Annotated in this window: 17 protein-coding genes; 15 read left to right on the forward strand and 2 right to left on the reverse strand. The window is 65.7% G+C overall.

Annotated elements, in window-relative coordinates; all coding sequences use genetic code 11:
* The first annotated feature begins 119 nt into the window (after positions 1 to 119).
* The 14 genes from rfbB to fabY all read left to right on the forward strand — a co-directional run bounded on the left by rfbB (position 120) and on the right by fabY (position 17,880).
* A complete protein-coding gene (rfbB, locus tag ACI766_RS27960) occupies positions 120 to 1,178 on the forward strand; it encodes a dTDP-glucose 4,6-dehydratase (RefSeq protein ID WP_003096179.1) in 1,059 nt (352 codons plus the stop codon).
* The gene (gene rfbD / locus ACI766_RS27965; protein ID WP_023086729.1) at positions 1,175 to 2,083 is read left to right on the forward strand and encodes a dTDP-4-dehydrorhamnose reductase; all 909 of its coding nucleotides are present in this window, start codon (positions 1,175 to 1,177) and stop codon (positions 2,081 to 2,083) included. Before rfbB ends, rfbD begins: the two co-directional genes overlap by 4 nt.
* Entirely contained in the window at positions 2,080 to 2,961 is an 882-nt protein-coding gene (gene rfbA, locus ACI766_RS27970) for a glucose-1-phosphate thymidylyltransferase RfbA (protein ID WP_003105518.1), read from the forward strand. Before rfbD ends, rfbA begins: the two co-directional genes overlap by 4 nt.
* Positions 2,961 to 3,506 carry a dTDP-4-dehydrorhamnose 3,5-epimerase gene (gene rfbC / locus ACI766_RS27975; RefSeq protein ID WP_003096184.1) on the forward strand — a complete coding sequence of 182 codons (546 nt, stop codon included), beginning with the start codon at positions 2,961 to 2,963 and terminating at the stop codon, positions 3,504 to 3,506. The genes rfbA and rfbC overlap by 1 nt, the downstream gene beginning before the upstream one ends.
* 59 nt (positions 3,507 to 3,565) lie before the next feature.
* Positions 3,566 to 5,404 carry a two-component system sensor histidine kinase DctB gene (gene dctB / locus ACI766_RS27980; RefSeq protein WP_003123664.1) on the forward strand — a complete coding sequence of 613 codons (1,839 nt, stop codon included), beginning with the start codon at positions 3,566 to 3,568 and terminating at the stop codon, positions 5,402 to 5,404.
* Complete coding sequence (gene dctD, locus ACI766_RS27985) at positions 5,401 to 6,789, forward strand: two-component system response regulator DctD (protein WP_003096187.1); 1,389 nt, start codon at positions 5,401 to 5,403, stop codon at positions 6,787 to 6,789. The genes dctB and dctD overlap by 4 nt, the downstream gene beginning before the upstream one ends.
* 240 nt (positions 6,790 to 7,029) lie before the next feature.
* Positions 7,030 to 8,025: a C4-dicarboxylate TRAP substrate-binding protein DctP gene (dctP, locus tag ACI766_RS27990; protein WP_003105525.1), complete on the forward strand. Its 996-nt coding sequence runs from the start codon at positions 7,030 to 7,032 to the stop codon at positions 8,023 to 8,025.
* Positions 8,026 to 8,043: 18 nt separating this feature from the next.
* On the forward strand, positions 8,044 to 8,676 hold the full coding sequence (dctQ, locus tag ACI766_RS27995) for a C4-dicarboxylate TRAP transporter small permease protein DctQ (RefSeq protein ID WP_076939057.1): 633 nt from the start codon (positions 8,044 to 8,046) through the stop codon (positions 8,674 to 8,676).
* Positions 8,673 to 9,956: a C4-dicarboxylate TRAP transporter large permease protein DctM gene (gene dctM / locus ACI766_RS28000; protein WP_003105529.1), complete on the forward strand. Its 1,284-nt coding sequence runs from the start codon at positions 8,673 to 8,675 to the stop codon at positions 9,954 to 9,956. The genes dctQ and dctM overlap by 4 nt, the downstream gene beginning before the upstream one ends.
* Before the next feature lie 794 nt (positions 9,957 to 10,750).
* Entirely contained in the window at positions 10,751 to 12,199 is a 1,449-nt protein-coding gene (arcD, locus tag ACI766_RS28005; protein ID WP_003123669.1) for an arginine-ornithine antiporter, read from the forward strand.
* Positions 12,200 to 12,220: 21 nt separating this feature from the next.
* Positions 12,221 to 13,477 (forward strand): arginine deiminase, encoded by a 1,257-nt coding sequence (gene arcA, locus ACI766_RS28010; protein ID WP_023108863.1) that lies wholly within the window; start codon positions 12,221 to 12,223, stop codon positions 13,475 to 13,477.
* Positions 13,478 to 13,556: 79 nt separating this feature from the next.
* On the forward strand, positions 13,557 to 14,567 hold the full coding sequence (locus tag ACI766_RS28015; protein WP_003096197.1) for an ornithine carbamoyltransferase: 1,011 nt from the start codon (positions 13,557 to 13,559) through the stop codon (positions 14,565 to 14,567).
* A 60-nt stretch (positions 14,568 to 14,627) separates the two neighbouring features.
* Positions 14,628 to 15,560, forward strand: coding sequence for a carbamate kinase (gene arcC / locus ACI766_RS28020; RefSeq protein WP_023120080.1), 933 nt, complete (start codon positions 14,628 to 14,630; stop codon positions 15,558 to 15,560).
* A gap of 415 nt (positions 15,561 to 15,975) precedes the next feature.
* Positions 15,976 to 17,880, forward strand: a complete 1,905-nt coding sequence (gene fabY / locus ACI766_RS28025; protein WP_003114068.1) for a beta-ketoacyl-ACP synthase FabY — start codon at positions 15,976 to 15,978, stop codon at positions 17,878 to 17,880.
* A 46-nt stretch (positions 17,881 to 17,926) separates the two neighbouring features.
* Here fabY and cysQ read toward each other — a convergent pair whose 3' ends face one another.
* Together cysQ and nudE are read right to left on the reverse strand one after the other, a co-directional pair.
* Positions 17,927 to 18,748 carry a 3'(2'),5'-bisphosphate nucleotidase CysQ gene (cysQ, locus tag ACI766_RS28030; protein ID WP_087823882.1) on the reverse strand — a complete coding sequence of 274 codons (822 nt, stop codon included), beginning with the start codon at positions 18,746 to 18,748 and terminating at the stop codon, positions 17,927 to 17,929.
* Positions 18,745 to 19,311, reverse strand: coding sequence for an ADP compounds hydrolase NudE (gene nudE / locus ACI766_RS28035; RefSeq protein WP_003096206.1), 567 nt, complete (start codon positions 19,309 to 19,311; stop codon positions 18,745 to 18,747). Before nudE ends, cysQ begins: the two co-directional genes overlap by 4 nt.
* Positions 19,312 to 19,436: 125 nt before the next feature.
* Between nudE and yrfG the strand changes: the two genes are divergently transcribed.
* Positions 19,437 to 20,102, forward strand: a complete 666-nt coding sequence (gene yrfG, locus ACI766_RS28040) for a GMP/IMP nucleotidase (RefSeq protein WP_003114065.1) — start codon at positions 19,437 to 19,439, stop codon at positions 20,100 to 20,102.
* The last annotated feature ends 10 nt before the right edge of the window (positions 20,103 to 20,112 follow it).

Below are 20,112 nucleotides of genomic sequence, written 5' to 3' on the forward strand. Positions count from 1 at the left end.
GTTGGCAGGATCGCCATTTTTCCCGTACTAATCGTCGTCTTCACGATCGATTGGTACACCTTGGCGGGACGTGTCGAAGCAGCCCTACGGACAACCACTGCTTGAACAAGGTATGACTCATGACGATTCTCGTGACCGGCAGCGCCGGCTTCATCGGCGCCAATTTCGTGCTCGACTGGCTGGCCCTGCATGACGAGCCGGTGGTCAGCCTCGACAAGCTCACCTACGCCGGCAACCGGCAGAACCTCGCCAGCCTCGACGGCGACGCCCGGCACACCTTCGTCGCCGGCGATATCGGCGATAGCCAGCTGGTAGCCCGCCTGCTCGCCGAGCACCAGCCGCGGGCGATCCTCAACTTCGCCGCGGAATCTCATGTGGACCGCTCGATCCACGGCCCCGAGGACTTCATCCAGACCAACATCGTCGGCACCTTCCGCCTGCTGGAAGAAGTGCGCGCCTACTGGGGCGCGCTGGAGCCGGAAGCGAAGGCGGCATTCCGCTTCCTCCACGTCTCCACCGACGAAGTCTATGGCTCGCTGGCACCGAGCGATCCGGCCTTCACCGAGAACAACCGCTACGAGCCGAACAGTCCCTACTCAGCGTCCAAGGCGGCCTCCGACCACCTGGTGCGGGCCTATCACCACACCTACGGGCTGCCGGTGCTGACCACCAACTGCTCGAACAACTACGGCCCCTACCACTTCCCGGAAAAGCTCATCCCACTGGTGATCCACAACGCCCTGGCCGGCAAGCCGCTGCCGATCTACGGCGACGGCCAGCAGATCCGCGACTGGCTCTACGTCAAGGACCATTGCAGCGCCATCCGCCGGGTCCTCGAAGCCGGGCAACTGGGCGAGACCTACAATGTCGGCGGCTGGAACGAAAAGGCCAACCTCGACGTGGTCGAGACCCTCTGCGCCATCCTCGACCAGGAGCAGCCGCGCGCCGACGGCCGCAGCTATCGCGAGCAGATCACCTTCGTCAAGGATCGTCCGGGCCATGATCGCCGCTACGCCATCGATGCCACGCGCCTGGAGCGCGAGCTGGGCTGGAAGCCGGCGGAAACCTTCGAGACCGGCATCCGCAAGACCGTGCGCTGGTACCTGGACAACCAGGACTGGGTGGCCAACGTAACCAGCGGTGCCTACCGCGAGTGGGTAGGTAAGCAGTACGCATGAACCGGATCCTTCTCCTCGGCGCCAACGGCCAGGTCGGCTGGGAGCTGCAGCGCGCCCTGGCGCCGCTGGGCGAACTGCTGGTCTGCGACCGCCGGCGCGCCGATCTCGCCGACCCCGAAGGCCTGGCGCGACTGGTTCGCGCCGAGCGGCCGCAGTTCATCGTCAACGCCGGTGCCTACACCGCGGTGGACAAGGCCGAGAGCGATGCCGACAACGCCCGCCTGATCAATGCCCGCGCCGTCGCGGTACTGGCCGAGGAGGCCGCGGGCTGCGGCGCCTGGCTGGTGCATTACTCCACGGACTACGTGTTCGACGGCGCGGGCAGCACGCCTTTCGCCGAGGACGCGCCGACCGGCCCGCTGAGCGTCTACGGGCAGACCAAGCTGGAAGGCGAGCAGGCCATCCGCGCCAGCGGCTGCCGCCACCTGATCTTCCGCACCAGCTGGGTCTACGCCGCGCGCGGCGGAAACTTCGCCAAGACCATGCTGCGCCTGGCCGGGCAACGCGACGAACTCAAGGTCGTGGCCGACCAGTTCGGCGCGCCCACCAGCGCCGAGCTGATCGCCGACGTCACCGCCCAGGCCCTGCAGCGCCTGCGCTGGGATGTCGAGCTGGCAGCACGGGCCAGCGGCACCTACCACCTGGTCGCCAGCGGCGAGACGTCCTGGCACCTCTATGCGCGCTTCGTCATCGAACAGGCGCTGGAGCGGGGCTGGGAGTTGCAGGCGACGCCGCAGCGGGTCCTGCCGATCGCCACCGAGGACTACCCGGTGCCGGCGAAGCGTCCGGCCAATTCGCGCCTCGACAACCGCAAGCTGCAACAGGTCTTCGGCCTGGTACTGCCAGACTGGCGCTACCATGCCGGACGCATGATCCAGGAACTGAGCGAGCAGGGACCACTATGAAACGCAAGGGCATCATCCTCGCCGGAGGCTCGGGCACCCGCCTGCACCCGGCAACGCTGGCCATCTCCAAGCAGTTGCTGCCGGTGTACGACAAGCCGATGATCTACTACCCGCTCAGTACCCTGATGCTGGCGGGCATCCGCGAGATACTGATCATCTCGACCCCACAGGACACCCCACGCTTCCAGCAGTTGCTGGGCGACGGTTCGAACTGGGGCCTGGACCTGCAATATGCCGTGCAACCGTCGCCGGACGGCCTGGCCCAGGCCTTCCTGATCGGCGAGTCGTTCATCGGCAACGACCTCAGCGCGCTGGTCCTGGGCGACAACCTCTATTACGGCCACGACTTCCACGAGTTGCTCGGCAGCGCTTCGCAGCGCCAGACCGGCGCCAGCGTCTTCGCCTACCACGTGCTGGACCCGGAGCGCTACGGCGTGGTCGAGTTCGACCAGGGCGGCAAGGCCATCAGCCTGGAAGAGAAGCCACTGGAGCCGAAGTCGAACTACGCGGTCACCGGCCTGTATTTCTACGACCAGCAGGTGGTGGACATCGCCAGGGACCTGAAGCCTTCGCCGCGCGGCGAGCTGGAGATCACCGACGTCAACCGCGCCTATCTGGAGCGCGGCCAGCTCAGCGTGGAGATCATGGGCCGCGGCTACGCCTGGCTGGATACCGGCACCCACGATTCGCTGCTCGAGGCCGGCCAGTTCATCGCCACCCTGGAGAACCGCCAGGGTCTCAAGGTGGCCTGCCCGGAAGAGATCGCCTACCGGCAGAAGTGGATCGACGCCGCGCAACTGGAAAAACTCGCCGCGCCGCTGGCCAAGAACGGCTACGGCCAATACCTCAAGCGCCTGCTGACCGAGACCGTGTACTGATGAAAGCGACCCGCCTGGCAATCCCCGACGTCATCCTCTTCGAACCCCGGGTGTTCGGCGACGATCGCGGATTCTTCTTCGAAAGCTACAACCAGCGCGCCTTCGAGGAGGCCTGCGGTCATCCGGTCAGCTTCGTCCAGGACAACCATTCGCGTTCCGCCCGTGGCGTCCTCCGCGGCCTGCACTACCAGATCCGGCAAGCCCAGGGAAAACTGGTGCGCGCCACTCTCGGCGAGGTATTCGACGTGGCCGTCGACCTGCGTCGCGGCTCGCCGACCTTCGGCCAGTGGGTAGGCGAACGCCTGAGCGCGGAGAACAAGCGCCAGATGTGGATTCCGGCCGGCTTCGCGCACGGCTTCGTGGTGCTCAGCGAATACGCCGAGTTCCTCTACAAGACCACCGACTTCTGGGCGCCGGAACACGAACGCTGCATCGTCTGGAACGATCCCGAGCTGAAGATCGACTGGCCGCTGCAGGATGCCCCCCTGCTTTCGGAGAAGGACCGCCAGGGCAAGGCATTCGCCGACGCCGACTGCTTCCCCTGAACGGCAGGGAGCGACCGGACTCGGCGCAAGGCGTGATAATTTAGGGCATCCCGTCCGGGATGCCCCGGATACTCGCAGCCACGGCAGGTTCGTTCGTCTTGAAAGCCTATTTCCATCGCTGGCGCTCGCTGGTCATCCTCGCCCTGCTTCTCGCGCCCTTGCTCTGGCCCCTGCAATATTTCGCCGAGCGCTACTACAGCGAGCAGTTGGCCGAGCAGAACCGCCAGACGCTCGACCTCTACGTCGCCAACCTGCTCGGCACGCTGCGCCGCTACGAAGAACTGCCGCAGATCCTCGGCGGCCTGCCGGTGCTGCGCCAGGCCCTGCAACAACCTGGCGACCCGTTGCTGCAGAAGATCGCCAACGAGGCGCTGGCCGACATCCGCCGACGCACCGGCGCCGACGTGATCTACCTGCTGCAACCGGACGGCACCACCCAGGTCGCCTCCAACTGGGCCCAGGCGGACAGTTTCGTCCACCGCAACTTCGCCTTCCGCCCCTATTATCGCGAGGCCATGCAGGGCCGCCTGGCGCGCTTCTTCGGCCTGGGCACCACCTCGATCAAGCGCGGCTACTACTTCGCCAGTGCGGTGAAGGAAGGCTCGCGGATCATCGGCGTGCTGGTGGTGAAGGTCGATCTCGAACACATCGAACGGCTCTGGGGCAATTCCCCGGAGCAACTGCTGGTGATAGACAACTACGGCGTGGTGATCCTCTCCTCGCGCGAGGATTGGCGCTTCCATGCCAGTCGGCCGCTGAGCGCGGCGGAGCGCGACGAGATCCACGCCAACATCCCCTACCCGGTGCAGGACCCGAAGCCCCTGCGCCTGCAACAGAGCGCCTGGCTCAGCCAGAGCCGGACGCTGCCGGAAACCGGCTGGACGGTGAGCATCTACGCCCCCCGCACCCTCATCGAACGGCCGGTGCGCAGCGTCCTGCTGATCGGCGGCGCGACCCTGCTCGCCCTGCTCCTGCTGCTTACCCTGCTGACCCTCAGCCGCCGTCACTACCTGGACCGCATCGCTCTCGAGGCCGAGGCCAAGCGCCAGTTGGAAGAGCGCGTACTGGAACGCACCCGCGAGCTGGAGAACGCCAACGCGCAGTTGCAGCAGGAAGTCCACGAACGCGAGCAGGCCCAGCGCGAGCTGATGCGCGCCCAGGACGAAGTGGTCCAGGCCGGCAAGCTCACGGCCCTCGGCACCATGTCGGCGAGCATCAGCCACGAACTCAACCAGCCGCTGGCGGCGATCCGCAGCTACGCCGACAACGCCCGGGTGCTGCTCGACCACCAGCGCACCGAGGACGCCCGCGGCAATCTCGAGCAGATCAGCGACCTCACCACCCGCATGGCCTCGATCATCGCCCACCTCAAGGCCTATGCCCGCGGTGCGCGCCGGGCGCCGGAGAACGTGCAGTTGCAGCCGGCGATCGAGGACGCCCTGTCGATGGTGGCCAGCCGGCGGCGGGCGATGAACGTCGAACTGCTGCGCGACGTGCCGGACGCCCCGCTGTGGGTCCAGGCCGGCGAGACCCGCTTGCGGCAGATCCTCGGCAACCTGCTCACCAATGCCCTCGACGCGCTCGCCGAGAAAGCTCCGCCGCGGCGCCTGTGGGTGATCGCCAGCCAGGACCAGCACGGCGTGACCCTGACTCTGCGCGACAACGGCCCGGGGTTTTCCGAGGACGCCCTGGCCCACGCCCACGAACCCTTCTTCACCACCAAGACCACCGCCAAAGGGCTCGGCCTCGGCCTGGCCATCTGCGATAACCTATTGCGCGCCCTCGGCGGCCGCCTGGAAATGGGCAACCATCTCGAAGGCGGCGCCGTGGTGCGCCTGCACTTGCTGCCGGGAGTTCCCGGCGTCGCCGCCATGCCCCAGGAGGAAACCCGCGCATGAGTCCCTTCGCGCCATTCGATGCCCAGACCCAGGTCCTGCTGATCGACGACGATCCGCACCTGCGCCAGGCCCTGCGCCAGACGCTCGACCTCGCCGGGCTCAAGGTCGCGACCCTGGACGACGCGCGCCAGCTGGATACCGCGCAGTGCAAGGACTGGCCCGGGGTGGTGGTCAGCGACATCCGCATGCCCGGCATCGATGGCATGGAATTGCTCCGCCAATTGCACGAACAGGACGCCGACCTGCCGGTGATCCTGATCACCGGCCACGGCGACGTGCCGCTGGCGGTCCAGGCCATGCGCGGCGGCGCCTATGACTTCCTGGAAAAGCCCTTCCCCAGCGACGCCCTGCTCGACAGCGTGCGCCGCGCCCTGGAGGTGCGCCGGCTGGTCCTGGAGAACCGCACCCTGCGCCTGGCCCTGGCCGAACGCCACGAGCTGCATGGGCGCCTGATCGGACGCTCGGCCGGCATGCAGCGCCTGCGCGAGCAGGTCGGCTCGCTGGCGGCGATCCAGGCCGACGTGCTGGTCCTTGGCGAAACCGGCGCCGGCAAGGAGGTGGTCGCGCGGGCCCTGCATGACCTGTCGAGCCGACGCGACGGACCGTTCGTCGCGATCAACGCCGGCGCCCTCGCCGAATCGGTGGTGGAAAGCGAACTGTTCGGTCACGAGGCCGGCGCCTTCACCGGCGCGCAGAAGCGCCGCATCGGCAAGTTCGAGTACGCCAATGGCGGCACCCTGTTCCTCGACGAGATCGAGAGCATGAGCCTGGACGTGCAGGTCAAGCTGTTGCGCCTGCTGCAGGAACGGGTAGTCGAGCGGCTCGGCTCCAACCAGTTGATCCCGCTGGATATCCGCATCATCGCGGCAACCAAGGAAGACCTGCGCCAGGCCGCCGACCAGGGCCGCTTCCGCGCCGACCTCTATTACCGCCTCAACGTCGCCAGCCTGCGCATTCCACCGCTGCGCGAGCGCGGCGAAGACATCCCGCTGCTGTTCCGCCATTTCGCCGAAGCCGGCGCCATGCGTCATGGCCTGACGCCACGCGAACTGGACGCCGGCCAGTCGGCGCGGCTGCTGGCCTACGACTGGCCGGGCAACGTGCGCGAATTGCAGAACGCCGCCGAGCGCTTCGCCCTGGGTCTCGGCCTGAGCCTGGACGACGGAGTCCTGCCCGACGCCGCCGACGAGCCGCACAACCTCAGCGCCAAGGTCGAGGCCTTCGAGCGCTCGCTGATCGCTGCCGAACTGGAACGCCCGCACAATTCGCTGCGCAGCGTCGCCGAGGCCCTCGGTATCCCGCGCAAGACCCTGCACGACAAGCTGCGCAAGCACGGCCTGCCGTTCAACACGCCTGGCGAAAATCCGCCAGATGATGGCGAATGAATGGCGGATTACCGCCAACCGTTCGCCATCCGCGCCCGCAGCATCTCCCCTGCGTACCCTTGCCCGACTGGCACAGGGCTTGCTCACGGCTTCCCGAGCGTTCCAACAAGCAGAAGACCAGGCGCTTTTCCGATTCACGCAGCATCTGCCGCTGCGCTGCCTAGACTTCCCTTGTTCGGCCACGCCGAGAGGACACCCGTCCTCTTCATAAAAGACAGACAAGAACAAAGAGGAAGTCTCATGCTCAAGCACACCGCGAAGGCGCTCGTCTGCGCACTTTCCCTGACCGTCGCCGGAATCGTCCAGGCGGCCGACCCGATCGTCATCAAGTTCTCCCACGTCGTCGCCGAGCACACGCCCAAGGGCCAGGGCGCGCTGCTGTTCAAGAAACTGGTGGAGGAACGCCTGCCGGGCAAGGTCAAGGTGGAGGTCTACCCGAACTCGTCGCTGTTCGGCGACGGCAAGGAGATGGAAGCCCTGCTGCTGGGCGACGTGCAGATCATCGCGCCGTCGCTGGCCAAGTTCGAGCAGTACACCAAGAAATTGCAGATCTTCGACCTGCCGTTCCTGTTCGACAACATCCAGGCGGTCGACCGCTTCCAGCAGAGCCCGCAGGGCAAGGAGCTGCTGACCTCGATGCAGGACAAGGGCATCACTGGCCTCGGCTACTGGCACAACGGGATGAAGCAGTTGTCCGCCAACAAGCCCCTGCGCGAGCCGAAGGACGCCCGCGGCCTGAAGTTCCGCGTGCAGGCCTCCAAGGTGCTCGAGGAACAGTTCAAGGCGGTGCGCGCCAACCCGCGCAAGATGAGCTTCGCCGAGGTCTATCAGGGCCTGCAGACCGGCGTGGTCAACGGTACCGAGAACCCCTGGTCGAACATCTACTCGCAGAAGATGCACGAAGTGCAGAAGTACATCACCGAGTCCGACCACGGCGTGCTGGACTACATGGTGATCACCAACACCAAGTTCTGGAACGGCCTGCCGGAAGACGTGCGCGGCGTGCTGGCCAAGACCATGGACGAGGTCACCGTGGAGGTGAACAAGCAGGCCGAGGCGCTCAACCAGGGCGACAAGCAGCGCATCGTCGAGGCCAAGACCAGCGAGATCATCGAACTCACTCCCGAACAGCGGGCCGAATGGCGCAAGGCCATGCAGCCGGTGTGGAAGAAGTTCGAAGGCGAGATCGGCGCCGACCTGATCAAGGCCGCCGAAGCCGCCAACCAGGCCCAATAAGAAGAAGAGGGAAAGCCCATGCACGCGCTCGCGCGCGTCTGGGCGCGCCTGGAGGAAGGCCTGATCGCCTTCCTCCTCGCCGCCATGACGCTGGTTACCTTCGTTTATGTAGTCCTCAATAACCTCTATACGCTGCTCTACGATCTCGCCGATCTCTGGGAGGGCGGCAACGAGACGCTGCTCGCCATCGGCGATGGGGTCCTCACCCTGGCCCAGGAGATGACCTGGAGCAACGCCCTGACCAAGGCCCTGTTCGCCTGGCTGATCTTCCTCGGCATCGCCTACGGCGTACGCACCGCCGGGCACCTCGGTGTGGACGTGCTGGTGAAGCTGGCCTCGCGACCGATACAGCGCGTGCTCGGCGTGATCGCCTGCCTGGCCTGCCTCGGCTACGCCGGCCTGCTCTGCGTGGCCAGCTACGACTGGGTGAAGACCCTGTTCATCGCCGGCATCGGCGCCGAGGACCTCGACCACTTCGGCATCCGCCAATGGCACATCGGCCTGATCGTGCCGGTCGGCTTCGCCCTGGTGTTCATCCGTTTCGCCGAGATCCTCGTGCGCATCCTGCGCAACCGCCAGACCGGACTGGGACTGGCCGACGAGGCTGCCGACGCGCTGAAGCTGACCGAGCACGAGGAGCCCAAGACATGACCATTCTGTTCCTCTTCCTGCTGCTCTTCCTGCTGATGTTCATCGGCGTGCCGATCGCCGTCTCCCTGGGTCTCTCCGGCGCACTGACGATCCTCCTGTTCAGCCCGGACTCGGTACGCTCGCTGGCGATCAAGCTGTTCGAGACCTCCGAGCACTACACCCTGCTGGCGATCCCGTTCTTCCTGCTCTCCGGCGCGTTCATGACCACCGGTGGCGTGGCGCGGCGCCTGATCGACTTCGCCAACGCCTGCGTCGGACACATCCGTGGCGGCCTGGCGATCGCCGCGGTGCTCGCCTGCATGCTCTTCGCCGCGCTATCCGGCTCGTCTCCGGCAACGGTGGCGGCAGTGGGTTCGATCGCCATCGCCGGCATGGTCCGCTCGGGTTATCCACAGGCGTTCGGCGCCGGGATCGTCTGCAACGCCGGCACCCTCGGCATCCTCATCCCGCCATCGATCGTGATGGTGGTCTACGCCGCCGCCACCGAGACCTCGGTGGGCAAGCTGTTCATCGCCGGCGTGGTTCCGGGGCTGCTGCTGGGACTGATCCTGATGGTGGTGATCTACATCGTCGCCCGGGTCAAGAAGCTGCCCGCCATGCCAAGGGTCAGTCTGCGCGAATGGCTGGCCAGCGCGCGCAAGGCGCTGTGGGGGCTGCTGCTGATGGTGATCATCCTCGGCGGCATCTATTCCGGCGCCTTCACCCCCACCGAGGCCGCCGCCGTCGCCGCGGTGTACTCGGCCTTCGTCGCACTGTTCGTCTACCGCGACATGCGCCTGAGCGAATGCCCGAAGGTGCTGCTGGAGTCCGGCAAGCTGACCATCATGCTGATGTTCATCATCGCCAACGCCATGCTCTTCGCCCACGTGCTGACCACCGAGCAGATACCGCAGAGCATCGCCAGCTGGGTCACGGAACTGGGACTTTCGCCATGGATGTTCCTGCTGGTGGTGAACATCGTGCTGCTGATCGCCGGCAACTTCATGGAGCCTTCGGCGATCATCCTGATCCTGGCGCCGATCTTCTTCCCCATCGCCATGGAGCTGGGCATCGATCCGATCCACCTCGGCATCATCATGGTGGTGAACATGGAGATCGGCCTGATCACGCCGCCGGTCGGGCTCAACCTGTTCGTCACCTCGGCGGTCACCGGCATGCCGCTGGGCGCGACCATCCGCGCAGCGCTGCCGTGGCTGATGATCCTGCTGGTGTTCCTGATCATCGTGACCTACATCCCGGCGGTATCCCTGGCATTGCCGAACTGGCTGGGGATGAGCTGACGGAACGGTAACGACGGCGGAAAACCCCGCCCTGCGCTCGGGCCTTCGGCAAAAATCCGCTCATGCCGCAGGCCCGTGCCCCGCAGTTGACGGGCCGGGCCACCTGTCGATGGCTGGCACGCCGCTTGCTCAATCGCTCGCAGTGCCCCTGGCACCGGCTTTCGGTTCGCCCAGCGAACCGCGCCCTTCGGCCACGAACCGGATGGCGGCCCCTTCCCCTGTGCCGACGTGCGCCAGCACGCGCGGCGGGTGGGCGGCGATCCCGTCCCCCCAGCGGTCTTCATACCCTGAAGCCCAAATGAAGAGCCCGGCGTTCGCCGGGCTTCTTCATTTCTTTCCTTGTGCTTTTTCGTTCTTTGATAAGAGCGGAAAATTATTTTTACTTATAAATAAAAAAGCACCTACACCGAAATACTGAAACACTTCTCTGGCAAACCGTGGCGGTTTTCGGCGGACCGCCAACAAGCTGGCGAGCCCCCCTCCAAAAGTCAGAATACCGTCTCGCGAAATTCATTGATCGGCATCAACGATCCGGCTTGATCCGCGGCTTATAGCCCGATTTCGAGCAATTTCAAGCTTTCCCCGTAGCGGATGGCAAGACTTCCCCTATCACATGAAAAACCGCCCTATTCCGGGCAGGTCTTAGATTCCTCTTCTATCTTTGGCACTCGCGACTTACAGGAATGCGTCATCTAATTACTTTGAGTAGGAAGCTATTGACGTGGATCAGCATTCAACAATAGCCGCTGCCGCCTAATGGCTTCACTCTCAATTCCTATAGGGAGATTCCGAAAATGTCCCAAGAATCCAGCCAAAAACTCCGACTAGGAGCGCTAACGGCTCTGGTTGTCGGCTCGATGATCGGAGGGGGCATCTTCTCCCTTCCGCAAAACATGGCAGCCAGCGCCGACGTCGGCGCCGTCCTGATCGGATGGGCGATCACCGCCGTCGGCATGCTCACCCTCGCTTTCGTCTTCCAGACCCTCGCCAACCGCAAGCCCGAACTCGACGGCGGCGTGTACGCCTACGCCAAGGCCGGCTTCGGCGACTACATGGGTTTCTCCTCGGCCTGGGGCTACTGGATCAGCGCCTGGCTGGGCAACGTCGGCTACTTCGTCCTGTTGTTCAGCACCCTCGGCTACTTCTTCCCGATCTTCGGCAAGGGCGACACCGTCGCGGCGATCGTCTGCGCCTCGGTCCTGCTCTGGGCCCTGCACTTCCTGGTGCTGCGCGGGATCAAGGAGGCGGCGTTCATCAACACCGTCACCACCGTGGCCAAGGTCGTGCCGCTGTTCCTGTTCATCCTGATCTGCCTGTTCGCCTTCAAGCTGGACATCTTCACCGCCGACATCTGGGGCAAGAGCAACCCGGACCTGGGCAGCGTGATGAACCAGGTGCGCAACATGATGCTGGTCACCGTCTGGGTGTTCATCGGCATCGAGGGCGCGAGCATCTTCTCCTCCCGCGCGGAAAAACGTTCCGACGTCGGCAAGGCCACCGTGATCGGCTTCATCACCGTCCTGCTCCTGCTGGTGCTGGTCAACGTGCTGTCCATGGGCGTGATGACCCAGCCGGAACTGGCCAAGCTGCAGAACCCGTCGATGGCGCTGGTACTCGAGCATGTGGTCGGCCACTGGGGCGCCGTGCTGATCAGCGTCGGCCTGCTGATCTCGCTGCTGGGCGCGCTGCTCTCCTGGGTGCTGCTGTGCGCCGAGATCATGTTCGCCGCCGCCAAGGACCACACCATGCCGGAGTTCCTGCGCCGCGAGAACGCCAACCAGGTGCCGGCCAACGCCCTGTGGCTGACCAACATCTGCGTACAGGTGTTCCTGGTGGTGGTGTTCTTCACCTCGGGCGACCCGGACGGCATGGACCCGTACACCAAGATGCTGCTCCTGGCCACCTCGATGATCCTGATCCCGTACTTCTGGTCCGCCGCCTATGGCCTGCTGCTGACCCTGAAGGGCGAGACCTACGAGAACGATGCCCGCGAACGCAGCAAGGACCTGGTCATCGCCGGCATCGCCGTGGCCTACGCGGTCTGGCTGCTCTACGCCGGGGGCCTGAAGTACCTGCTGCTGTCCGCCCTGCTGTATGCGCCCGGCGCGATCCTTTTCGCCAAGGCCAAGCACGAGGTCGGCCAGCCGATCTTCACCGGAATCGAAAAACTGATCTTCGCCGCAGTCGTCATTGGCGCCCTGGTGGCTGCCTACGGCCTCTACGACGGTTTCCTCACCCTCTGATTACTCCACTGGAGACGTGAAATGAGCACGGAAAAAACCAAACTTGGCGTCCACTCCGAAGCCGGCAAACTGCGCAAAGTGATGGTCTGCTCGCCCGGACTCGCCCACCAGCGCCTGACCCCGAGCAACTGCGACGAGTTGCTGTTCGACGACGTGATCTGGGTGAACCAGGCCAAGCGCGACCACTTCGACTTCGTCACCAAGATGCGCGAGCGCGGCATCGACGTCCTCGAGATGCACAATCTGCTGACCGAGACCATCCAGAACCCGGAAGCGCTGAAGTGGATCCTCGATCGCAAGATCACCGCCGACAGCGTCGGCCTGGGCCTGACCAGCGAGCTGCGCTCCTGGCTGGAGAGCCTGGAGCCGCGCAAGCTGGCCGAGTACCTGATCGGCGGCGTCGCCGCTGACGACCTGCCCGCCAGCGAAGGCGCCGACATCCTCAAGATGTACCGCGAGTACCTGGGCCATTCCAGCTTCCTGCTGCCGCCGTTGCCGAACACCCAGTTCACCCGCGACACCACTTGCTGGATCTACGGCGGCGTGACCCTGAACCCGATGTACTGGCCGGCGCGACGACAGGAAACCCTGCTGACCACCGCCATCTACAAGTTCCACCCCGAGTTCGCCAACGCCGAGTTCGAGATCTGGTACGGCGACCCGGACAAGGACCACGGCTCCTCGACCCTGGAAGGCGGCGACGTGATGCCGATCGGCAACGGCGTGGTCCTGATCGGCATGGGCGAGCGCTCCTCGCGCCAGGCCATCGGTCAGGTCGCCCAGTCGCTGTTCGCCAAGGGCGCCGCCGAGCGGGTGATCGTCGCCGGCCTGCCGAAGTCCCGCGCCGCGATGCACCTGGACACCGTGTTCAGCTTCTGCGACCGCGACCTGGTCACGGTCTTCCCGGAAGTGGTCAAGGAAATCGTGCCCTTCAGCCTGCGCCCCGATCCGAGCAGCCCCTACGGCATGAACATCCGCCGCGAGGAGAAAACCTTCCTCGAAGTGGTCGCCGAATCCCTCGGCCTGAAGAAACTGCGCGTGGTCGAGACCGGCGGCAACAGCTTCGCCGCCGAGCGCGAGCAATGGGACGACGGTAACAACGTGGTCTGCCTGGAGCCGGGCGTGGTGGTCGGCTACGACCGCAACACCTACACCAACACCCTGCTGCGCAAGGCCGGCGTCGAGGTCATCACCATCAGCGCCAGCGAACTGGGTCGCGGTCGCGGCGGCGGCCACTGCATGACCTGCCCGATCGTCCGCGACCCGATCGACTACTGACAGACAACCCTCTCTCGAGCTGAACGGCGGCGTCCCCAGGAGGGGCGCCGCCCACCGACTTCCCACAAGGAGATCAATCATGGCTTTCAACATGCACAACCGTAACCTGCTCAGCCTGATGCACCACAGCACCCGCGAGCTGCGTTACCTGCTCGACCTGTCCCGCGACCTCAAGCGCGCCAAGTACACCGGCACCGAGCAGCAGCACCTGCAACGCAAGAACATCGCCCTGATCTTCGAGAAGACCTCCACCCGCACCCGCTGCGCCTTCGAGGTGGCCGCCTACGACCAGGGCGCCAACGTCACCTACATCGACCCGAACTCCTCGCAGATCGGCCACAAGGAGAGCATGAAGGACACCGCGCGGGTCCTCGGCCGGATGTACGACGCCATCGAGTACCGCGGCTTCAAGCAGGAAATCGTCGAGGAACTCGCGAAGTTCGCCGGCGTTCCGGTGTTCAACGGCCTGACCGACGAATACCACCCGACCCAGATGCTCGCCGACGTGCTGACCATGCGCGAGCACAGCGACAAGCCGCTGCACGACATCAGCTACGCCTACCTGGGCGACGCGCGCAACAACATGGGCAACTCCCTGCTGCTGATCGGCGCCAAGCTCGGCATGGACGTACGCATCGCCGCACCGAAGGCGCTCTGGCCGCACGACGAGTTCGTCGCCCAGTGCAAGAAGTTCGCCGAGGAAAGCGGCGCCAAGCTGACCCTCACCGAGGATCCGAAGGAAGCCGTGAAGGGCGTGGACTTCGTCCACACCGACGTCTGGGTGTCGATGGGCGAGCCGGTGGAAGCCTGGGGCGAGCGGATCAAGGAACTGCTGCCCTACCAGGTCAACATGGAGATCATGAAGGCCACCGGCAACCCGCGGGCCAAGTTCATGCACTGCCTGCCGGCGTTCCACAACAGCGAGACCAAGGTCGGCAAGCAGATCGCCGAGCAGTATCCGAACCTGGCCAACGGCATCGAGGTGACCGAGGACGTCTTCGAGTCGCCCTACAACATCGCCTTCGAGCAGGCCGAGAACCGCATGCACACCATCAAGGCGATCCTCGTCTCGACCCTCGCCGACATCTGACCGCGCTCCTGCGCCCCGGCCCACGCGGCCGGGCGCAGCCGCCTTCCGGAGGTAACCGATATGCGTATCGTCGTCGCATTGGGCGGTAATGCCCTGCTACGCCGTGGCGAACCCATGACCGCGGACAACCAGCGGGAAAACGTGCGGATCGCCGCCGAACAGATCGCCAAGGTGGCGCCCGGCAACGAGCTGGTGATCGCCCACGGCAACGGCCCCCAGGTCGGCCTGCTGGCCCTCCAGGGTGCCGCCTACGACAAGGTCTCGCCCTACCCGCTGGACGTCCTCGGCGCGGAAACCGAGGGCATGATCGGCTACATGATCGAACAGGAAATGGGCAACCTGCTGCCGTTCGAAGTGCCGTTCGCCACCATCCTCACCCAGGTCGAGGTGGACGGTAAGGATCCGGCGTTCCAGAACCCGACCAAGCCGATCGGCCCGGTCTACTCCAGGGAAGAAGCCGAGCGCCTGGCCGCCGAGAAGGGCTGGAGCATCGCCCCGGACGGCGACAAGTTCCGCCGCGTGGTGCCCAGCCCGCGGCCGAAGCGGATCTTCGAGATCCGCCCGGTGAAGTGGCTGCTGGAGAAAGGCACCATCGTCATCTGCGCTGGCGGCGGCGGTATCCCGACCATGTACGACGAGGCCGGGAAGAAGCTCAGCGGCGTCGAGGCGGTGATCGACAAGGACCTTTGCTCCTCGCTGCTGGCCCAGGAGCTGGTGGCCGACATCCTGATCATCGCCACCGACGTCGACGCGGCCTACATCGACTGGGGCAAGCCGACCCAGAAGGCCATCGCCCAGGCCCACCCGGACGAACTGGAGCGCCTCGGCTTCGCCGCCGGCTCCATGGGTCCGAAGGTCCAGGCCGCCATCGAGTTCGCCCGCGCCACCGGCAAGGACGCGGTGATCGGTTCGCTCGCGGACATCGTCGCAATCACCGAGGGCAAGGCGGGAACACGGGTCAGCACGCGCAAGGCGGGCATCGAGTACCGCTGATACACCACCCCCAGGGCCGCTTCGCGGCCCTTCTTCATTCTCCTCTGCCGGCATCGGGCGAAAGGTGGATAGCGCCACGCCTCTGCGCGCGGACTTTCAAGCAAGTCCCGCAACACTCGCCCACGCCCCACCTCTGCCAACAGCCCGGCCATGGGCGTCAATCCCCCCACGGCAGACCGCCAGCACTTGTGGAAAGCCCACGCAACGCGGTATTCAGTAGGAAAATACGTGACTCGATAGTCATGATTCACGTCAGCATAGTCACCCTGATCATTTCAACGGCCACTGGCTCGTGCCCGGGTCCGTGAAGCTCGCCTCGCCGACGGGAAAGGCCGCCATCGCCGCCACGCGCTTCCCGCTCCGGACCAGGCAGCAGCCCGGCACGCGAACGACTATTCGAAGGAGTTTCTGAGTGATGTCTCGACTACCGGTCATTGTTGGTTTCGGTGGCTACAACGCAGCAGGCCGTAGTTCCTTCCACCACGGCTTCCGCCGCATGGTCATCGAATCGATGGACCCGCAGGCGCGCCAGGAAACCCTAGCCGGCCTGGCGGTCATGATGAAACTGGTCAAGGCCGAAGGCGGCCGCTACCTGGCCGAAGACGGCACGCCGCTGTCCCCGGAGGACATCGAGCGGCGCTACGCCGAACGCATCTTCGCCTCTACCCTGGTGCGACGCATCGAACCGCAGTACCTCGACCCGGATGCAGTCCACTGGCACAAGGTCCTCGAGCTGTCCCCTGCCGAAGGCCAGGCGCTGACCTTCAAGGCCTCGCCCAAGCAACTGCCCGAGCCGCTGCCGGCCAACTGGTCGATCGCTCCCGCGGAGGACGGCGAGGTGCTGGTGAGCATCCACGAGCGCTGCGAGTTCAAGGTGGACAGCTACCGTGCGCTGACGGTGAAGTCCGCCGGCCAGTTGCCCACCGGTTTCGAACCGGGCGAGCTGTACAACTCGCGCTTCCACCCGCGCGGCCTGCAGATGTCGGTGGTCGCCGCGACCGACGCGATCCGCTCCACCGGCATCGACTGGAAGACCATCGTCGACAACGTCCAGCCCGACGAGATCGCGGTATTCTCCGGCAGCATCATGAGCCAGCTCGACGACAACGGTTTCGGCGGCCTGATGCAATCCCGCCTGAAGGGCCACCGGGTCTCGGCCAAGCAACTGCCGCTGGGCTTCAACAGCATGCCCACCGATTTCATCAATGCCTACGTGCTCGGCAGCGTCGGCATGACCGGCAGCATCACAGGCGCCTGCGCCACCTTCCTCTACAACCTGCAGAAGGGTATCGACGTCATCACCAGCGGCCAGGCCCGGGTGGTCATCGTCGGCAACAGCGAGGCGCCGATCCTGCCGGAGTGCATCGAGGGCTACAGCGCCATGGGCGCACTGGCCACCGAAGAAGGCCTGCGCCTGATAGAAGGCCGCGACGACGTGGACTTCCGCCGCGCCAGCCGGCCGTTCGGCGAGAACTGCGGCTTCACCCTGGCCGAGTCCAGCCAGTACGTAGTGCTGATGGACGACGAACTGGCCCTGCGTCTGGGCGCGGATATCCACGGCGCGGTAACCGACGTGTTCATCAACGCCGACGGTTTCAAGAAGTCCATCTCCGCCCCCGGCCCGGGCAACTACCTGACGGTAGCCAAGGCGGTGGCCAGCGCGGTGCAGATCGTCGGCCTGGACACCGTGCGCCACGCCAGCTTCGTCCACGCCCACGGCTCCAGCACGCCGGCCAACCGGGTCACCGAATCGGAAATCCTCGACCGCGTGGCCAGCGCCTTCGGCATCGACGGCTGGCCGGTCACCGCGGTGAAGGCCTACGTCGGCCACTCCCTGGCCACCGCCAGCGCCGATCAACTGATTTCCGCCCTGGGCACCTTCAAGTACGGCATCCTCCCTGGGATCAAGACCATCGACAAGGTCGCCGACGACGTCCACCAGCAGCGCCTGAGCATCTCCAATCGCGACATGCGCCAGGACAAGCCGCTGGAGGTGTGCTTCATCAACTCCAAGGGCTTCGGCGGCAACAACGCCAGCGGCGTGGTGCTGTCGCCGCGAATCGCCGAGAAGATGCTGCGCAAGCGCCATGGCCAAGCGGCCTTCGCCGCCTACGTCGAGAAGCGCGAGCAGACCCGCGCCGCCGCCCGCGCCTACGACCAGCGCGCGCTGCAGGGCGACCTGGAGATCATCTACAACTTCGGCCAGGACCTGATCGACGAACACGCCATCGAGGTCAGCGCCGAACAGGTGACGGTGCCCGGCTTCAGCCAGCCGCTGGTATACAAGAAGGACGCGCGTTTCAGTGACATGCTCGACTGAGCGCCACCACAACGGAAAAGGCCCGGCTAGACCGGGCCTTTTCGTTTCAGTGCAGCGCGCGCGCCAGTTGGATCAGCTCGCTGCGCCACTCGGCAGCGCGCGGCAGGGCCAGGAAGGAGCCGTTGAGGTAGTCCTCGCGCGGCTCGTAGGTGAATGGCGCGCCATGCAGGTCGAGCACCTCGCCGCCGGCGCCTTCCAGCACACCCTGGGCGGCGGCCGTGTCCCATTGCGAGGTTGGCGTCAGGCGCGGATAGCAGTCGGCAGCGCCCTCGGCCAGCAGGCAGAACTTCAGCGAACTGCCGATGCTGGCTCGCCGCAGGTCGCCGAAGCGCTCACTCAAGCCATCCAGCAGGCGCTCCTGGGCCGGGCTGCCATGGCGCTTGCTGGCCACCACGGTGAAGGCCTCCTCGGGCTCCAGGCGCACACTGATCGGTTGCGCGCGGCCATCGGCCTCCTCGCGCCAGGCACCGAGACCGGCGCCACCGTAGTAGCAGCGGCCGCTCACCGGCACGCCGACCAGGCCGAACAGCACCCGGCCATCCTCGACCAGGGCCACGTTGACGGTGAACTCCTCGCTACCGGAGATGAACTCCTTGGTGCCGTCCAGCGGGTCCACCAGCCACCAGCGCCGCCAGTGGCCGCGCTCGCTCAGCGGTATCTCGCAATCCTCTTCGGAAAGCACCGGAATGTCCGGCGCCAGCGCCCACAACCCCGCCTCCAATATATGGTGCGCGGCAAGGTCGGCGGCGGTAACCGGCGATTCGTCGGCCTTCGAGCGCACCGCCACGTCGGCGCGCCAGTGCGGCAGGATCGCCTCGCCGGCGCGCCGCACCAGCGCCACCAATTCGCCCCAGGGCACCGGTCTCATGCCTGGTACTCGCCGCGCTGAGTGAGCAGGTCGCGTACCAGGTACAGCGCAGCCAGGGCGCGGCCTTCGCTGAACTGGGCGTGCTGGGCCAGGCTCGACAGTTCGCGCAGGCTGATGCGATCGACGCCCATCGGCTCCGGCTCGTCGCCCGGCAGGCGCTCCTCGTAGAGGTCGCGCGCCAGCACCACCTGGATGCGCTGGCTCATGTAGCCCGGCGACAGCGACAGTTCGGTGATGTGCTCCAGTTGCCGGGCACCGTAGCCCGCTTCCTCCTTGAGCTCGCGGTTGGCCGCCGCGAGGATGTCCTCGCCCGGCTCGACCAGGCCCTTGGGCAGCGACAACTGGTATTCGTCGACCCCGGCGCAATATTCCTCCACCAGCACCGCGTGCTCGGCATCGAGCATGGCCACCACCATCACCGCACCGTAGCCCTGGCCCTTGCCGACCAGACGCTCGTAGGTGCGCTCGACGCCATTGCTGAAGCGCAGTTGCAACTCCTCGACAGCGAACAGTCGGCTCTTCGCGACGATCTCGCTGGCGAGTACGGTGGGTTTCTGACGCATGTGGATAACTCCTTGGCGAAGCCGGCGGGTTATCATACCCCGGCTTTTCCGATTATCCCTGTCGGAGATTGATGGGAAGCGACAGATTTCCGCATCGATCGCGACGAACCGCGACAAGAGCCGCCATGCCCACCCTGCCCTGGTCCGCCATCGACACCGTGCTGCTCGACATGGACGGCACCCTGCTCGACCTGCACTTCGACAACCACTTCTGGCTGGAACACCTGCCCCAGCGCTATGCCGAACGCAATGGCCTCAGTCGCACCGAAGCCGACGCCGTGCTCGAGCCGCTGTTCCGCGAACACGCCGGCCAGCTCAACTGGTACTGCCTGGATTTCTGGAGCCGGGAACTGGACCTGTCGATCCGCGAACTCAAGCACGAGGTGGCGCACCTGATCTCGCTGCGTCCGCACGCCGATACCTTCCTCGCCGCCCTGCGCCGGGCCGGCAAGCGCGTGGCGCTGATCACCAACGCGCACCGCGACTCGCTGTCGCTGAAGCTGGAACGGATCGAACTGGCGCCCTATTTCGACCGACTGATCAGCTCCCACGACTACGGCTACCCGAAGGAGGACGCGCGCTTCTGGAGCGCCCTGCAAGCCGATTTCGGCTTCGACCCGCAGCGCAGCCTGTTCATCGACGACAGCCTGCCGATCCTGCGCAGCGCCCGCGCCTATGGTGTCGCCCACCTGTTGGCGGTACGCCACCCGGACAGCCGTGGCCAGGTCCGGGACACCGAGGAGTTCGCCGCCCAGGAGGACTACCGGCGGCTGCTCGAAGGACTGCCGTAGCCGCGGAAAC

It is taken from the genome of Pseudomonas sp. DL, from assembly GCF_047199225.1.
GTDB lineage: Bacteria > Pseudomonadota > Gammaproteobacteria > Pseudomonadales > Pseudomonadaceae > Pseudomonas > Pseudomonas aeruginosa.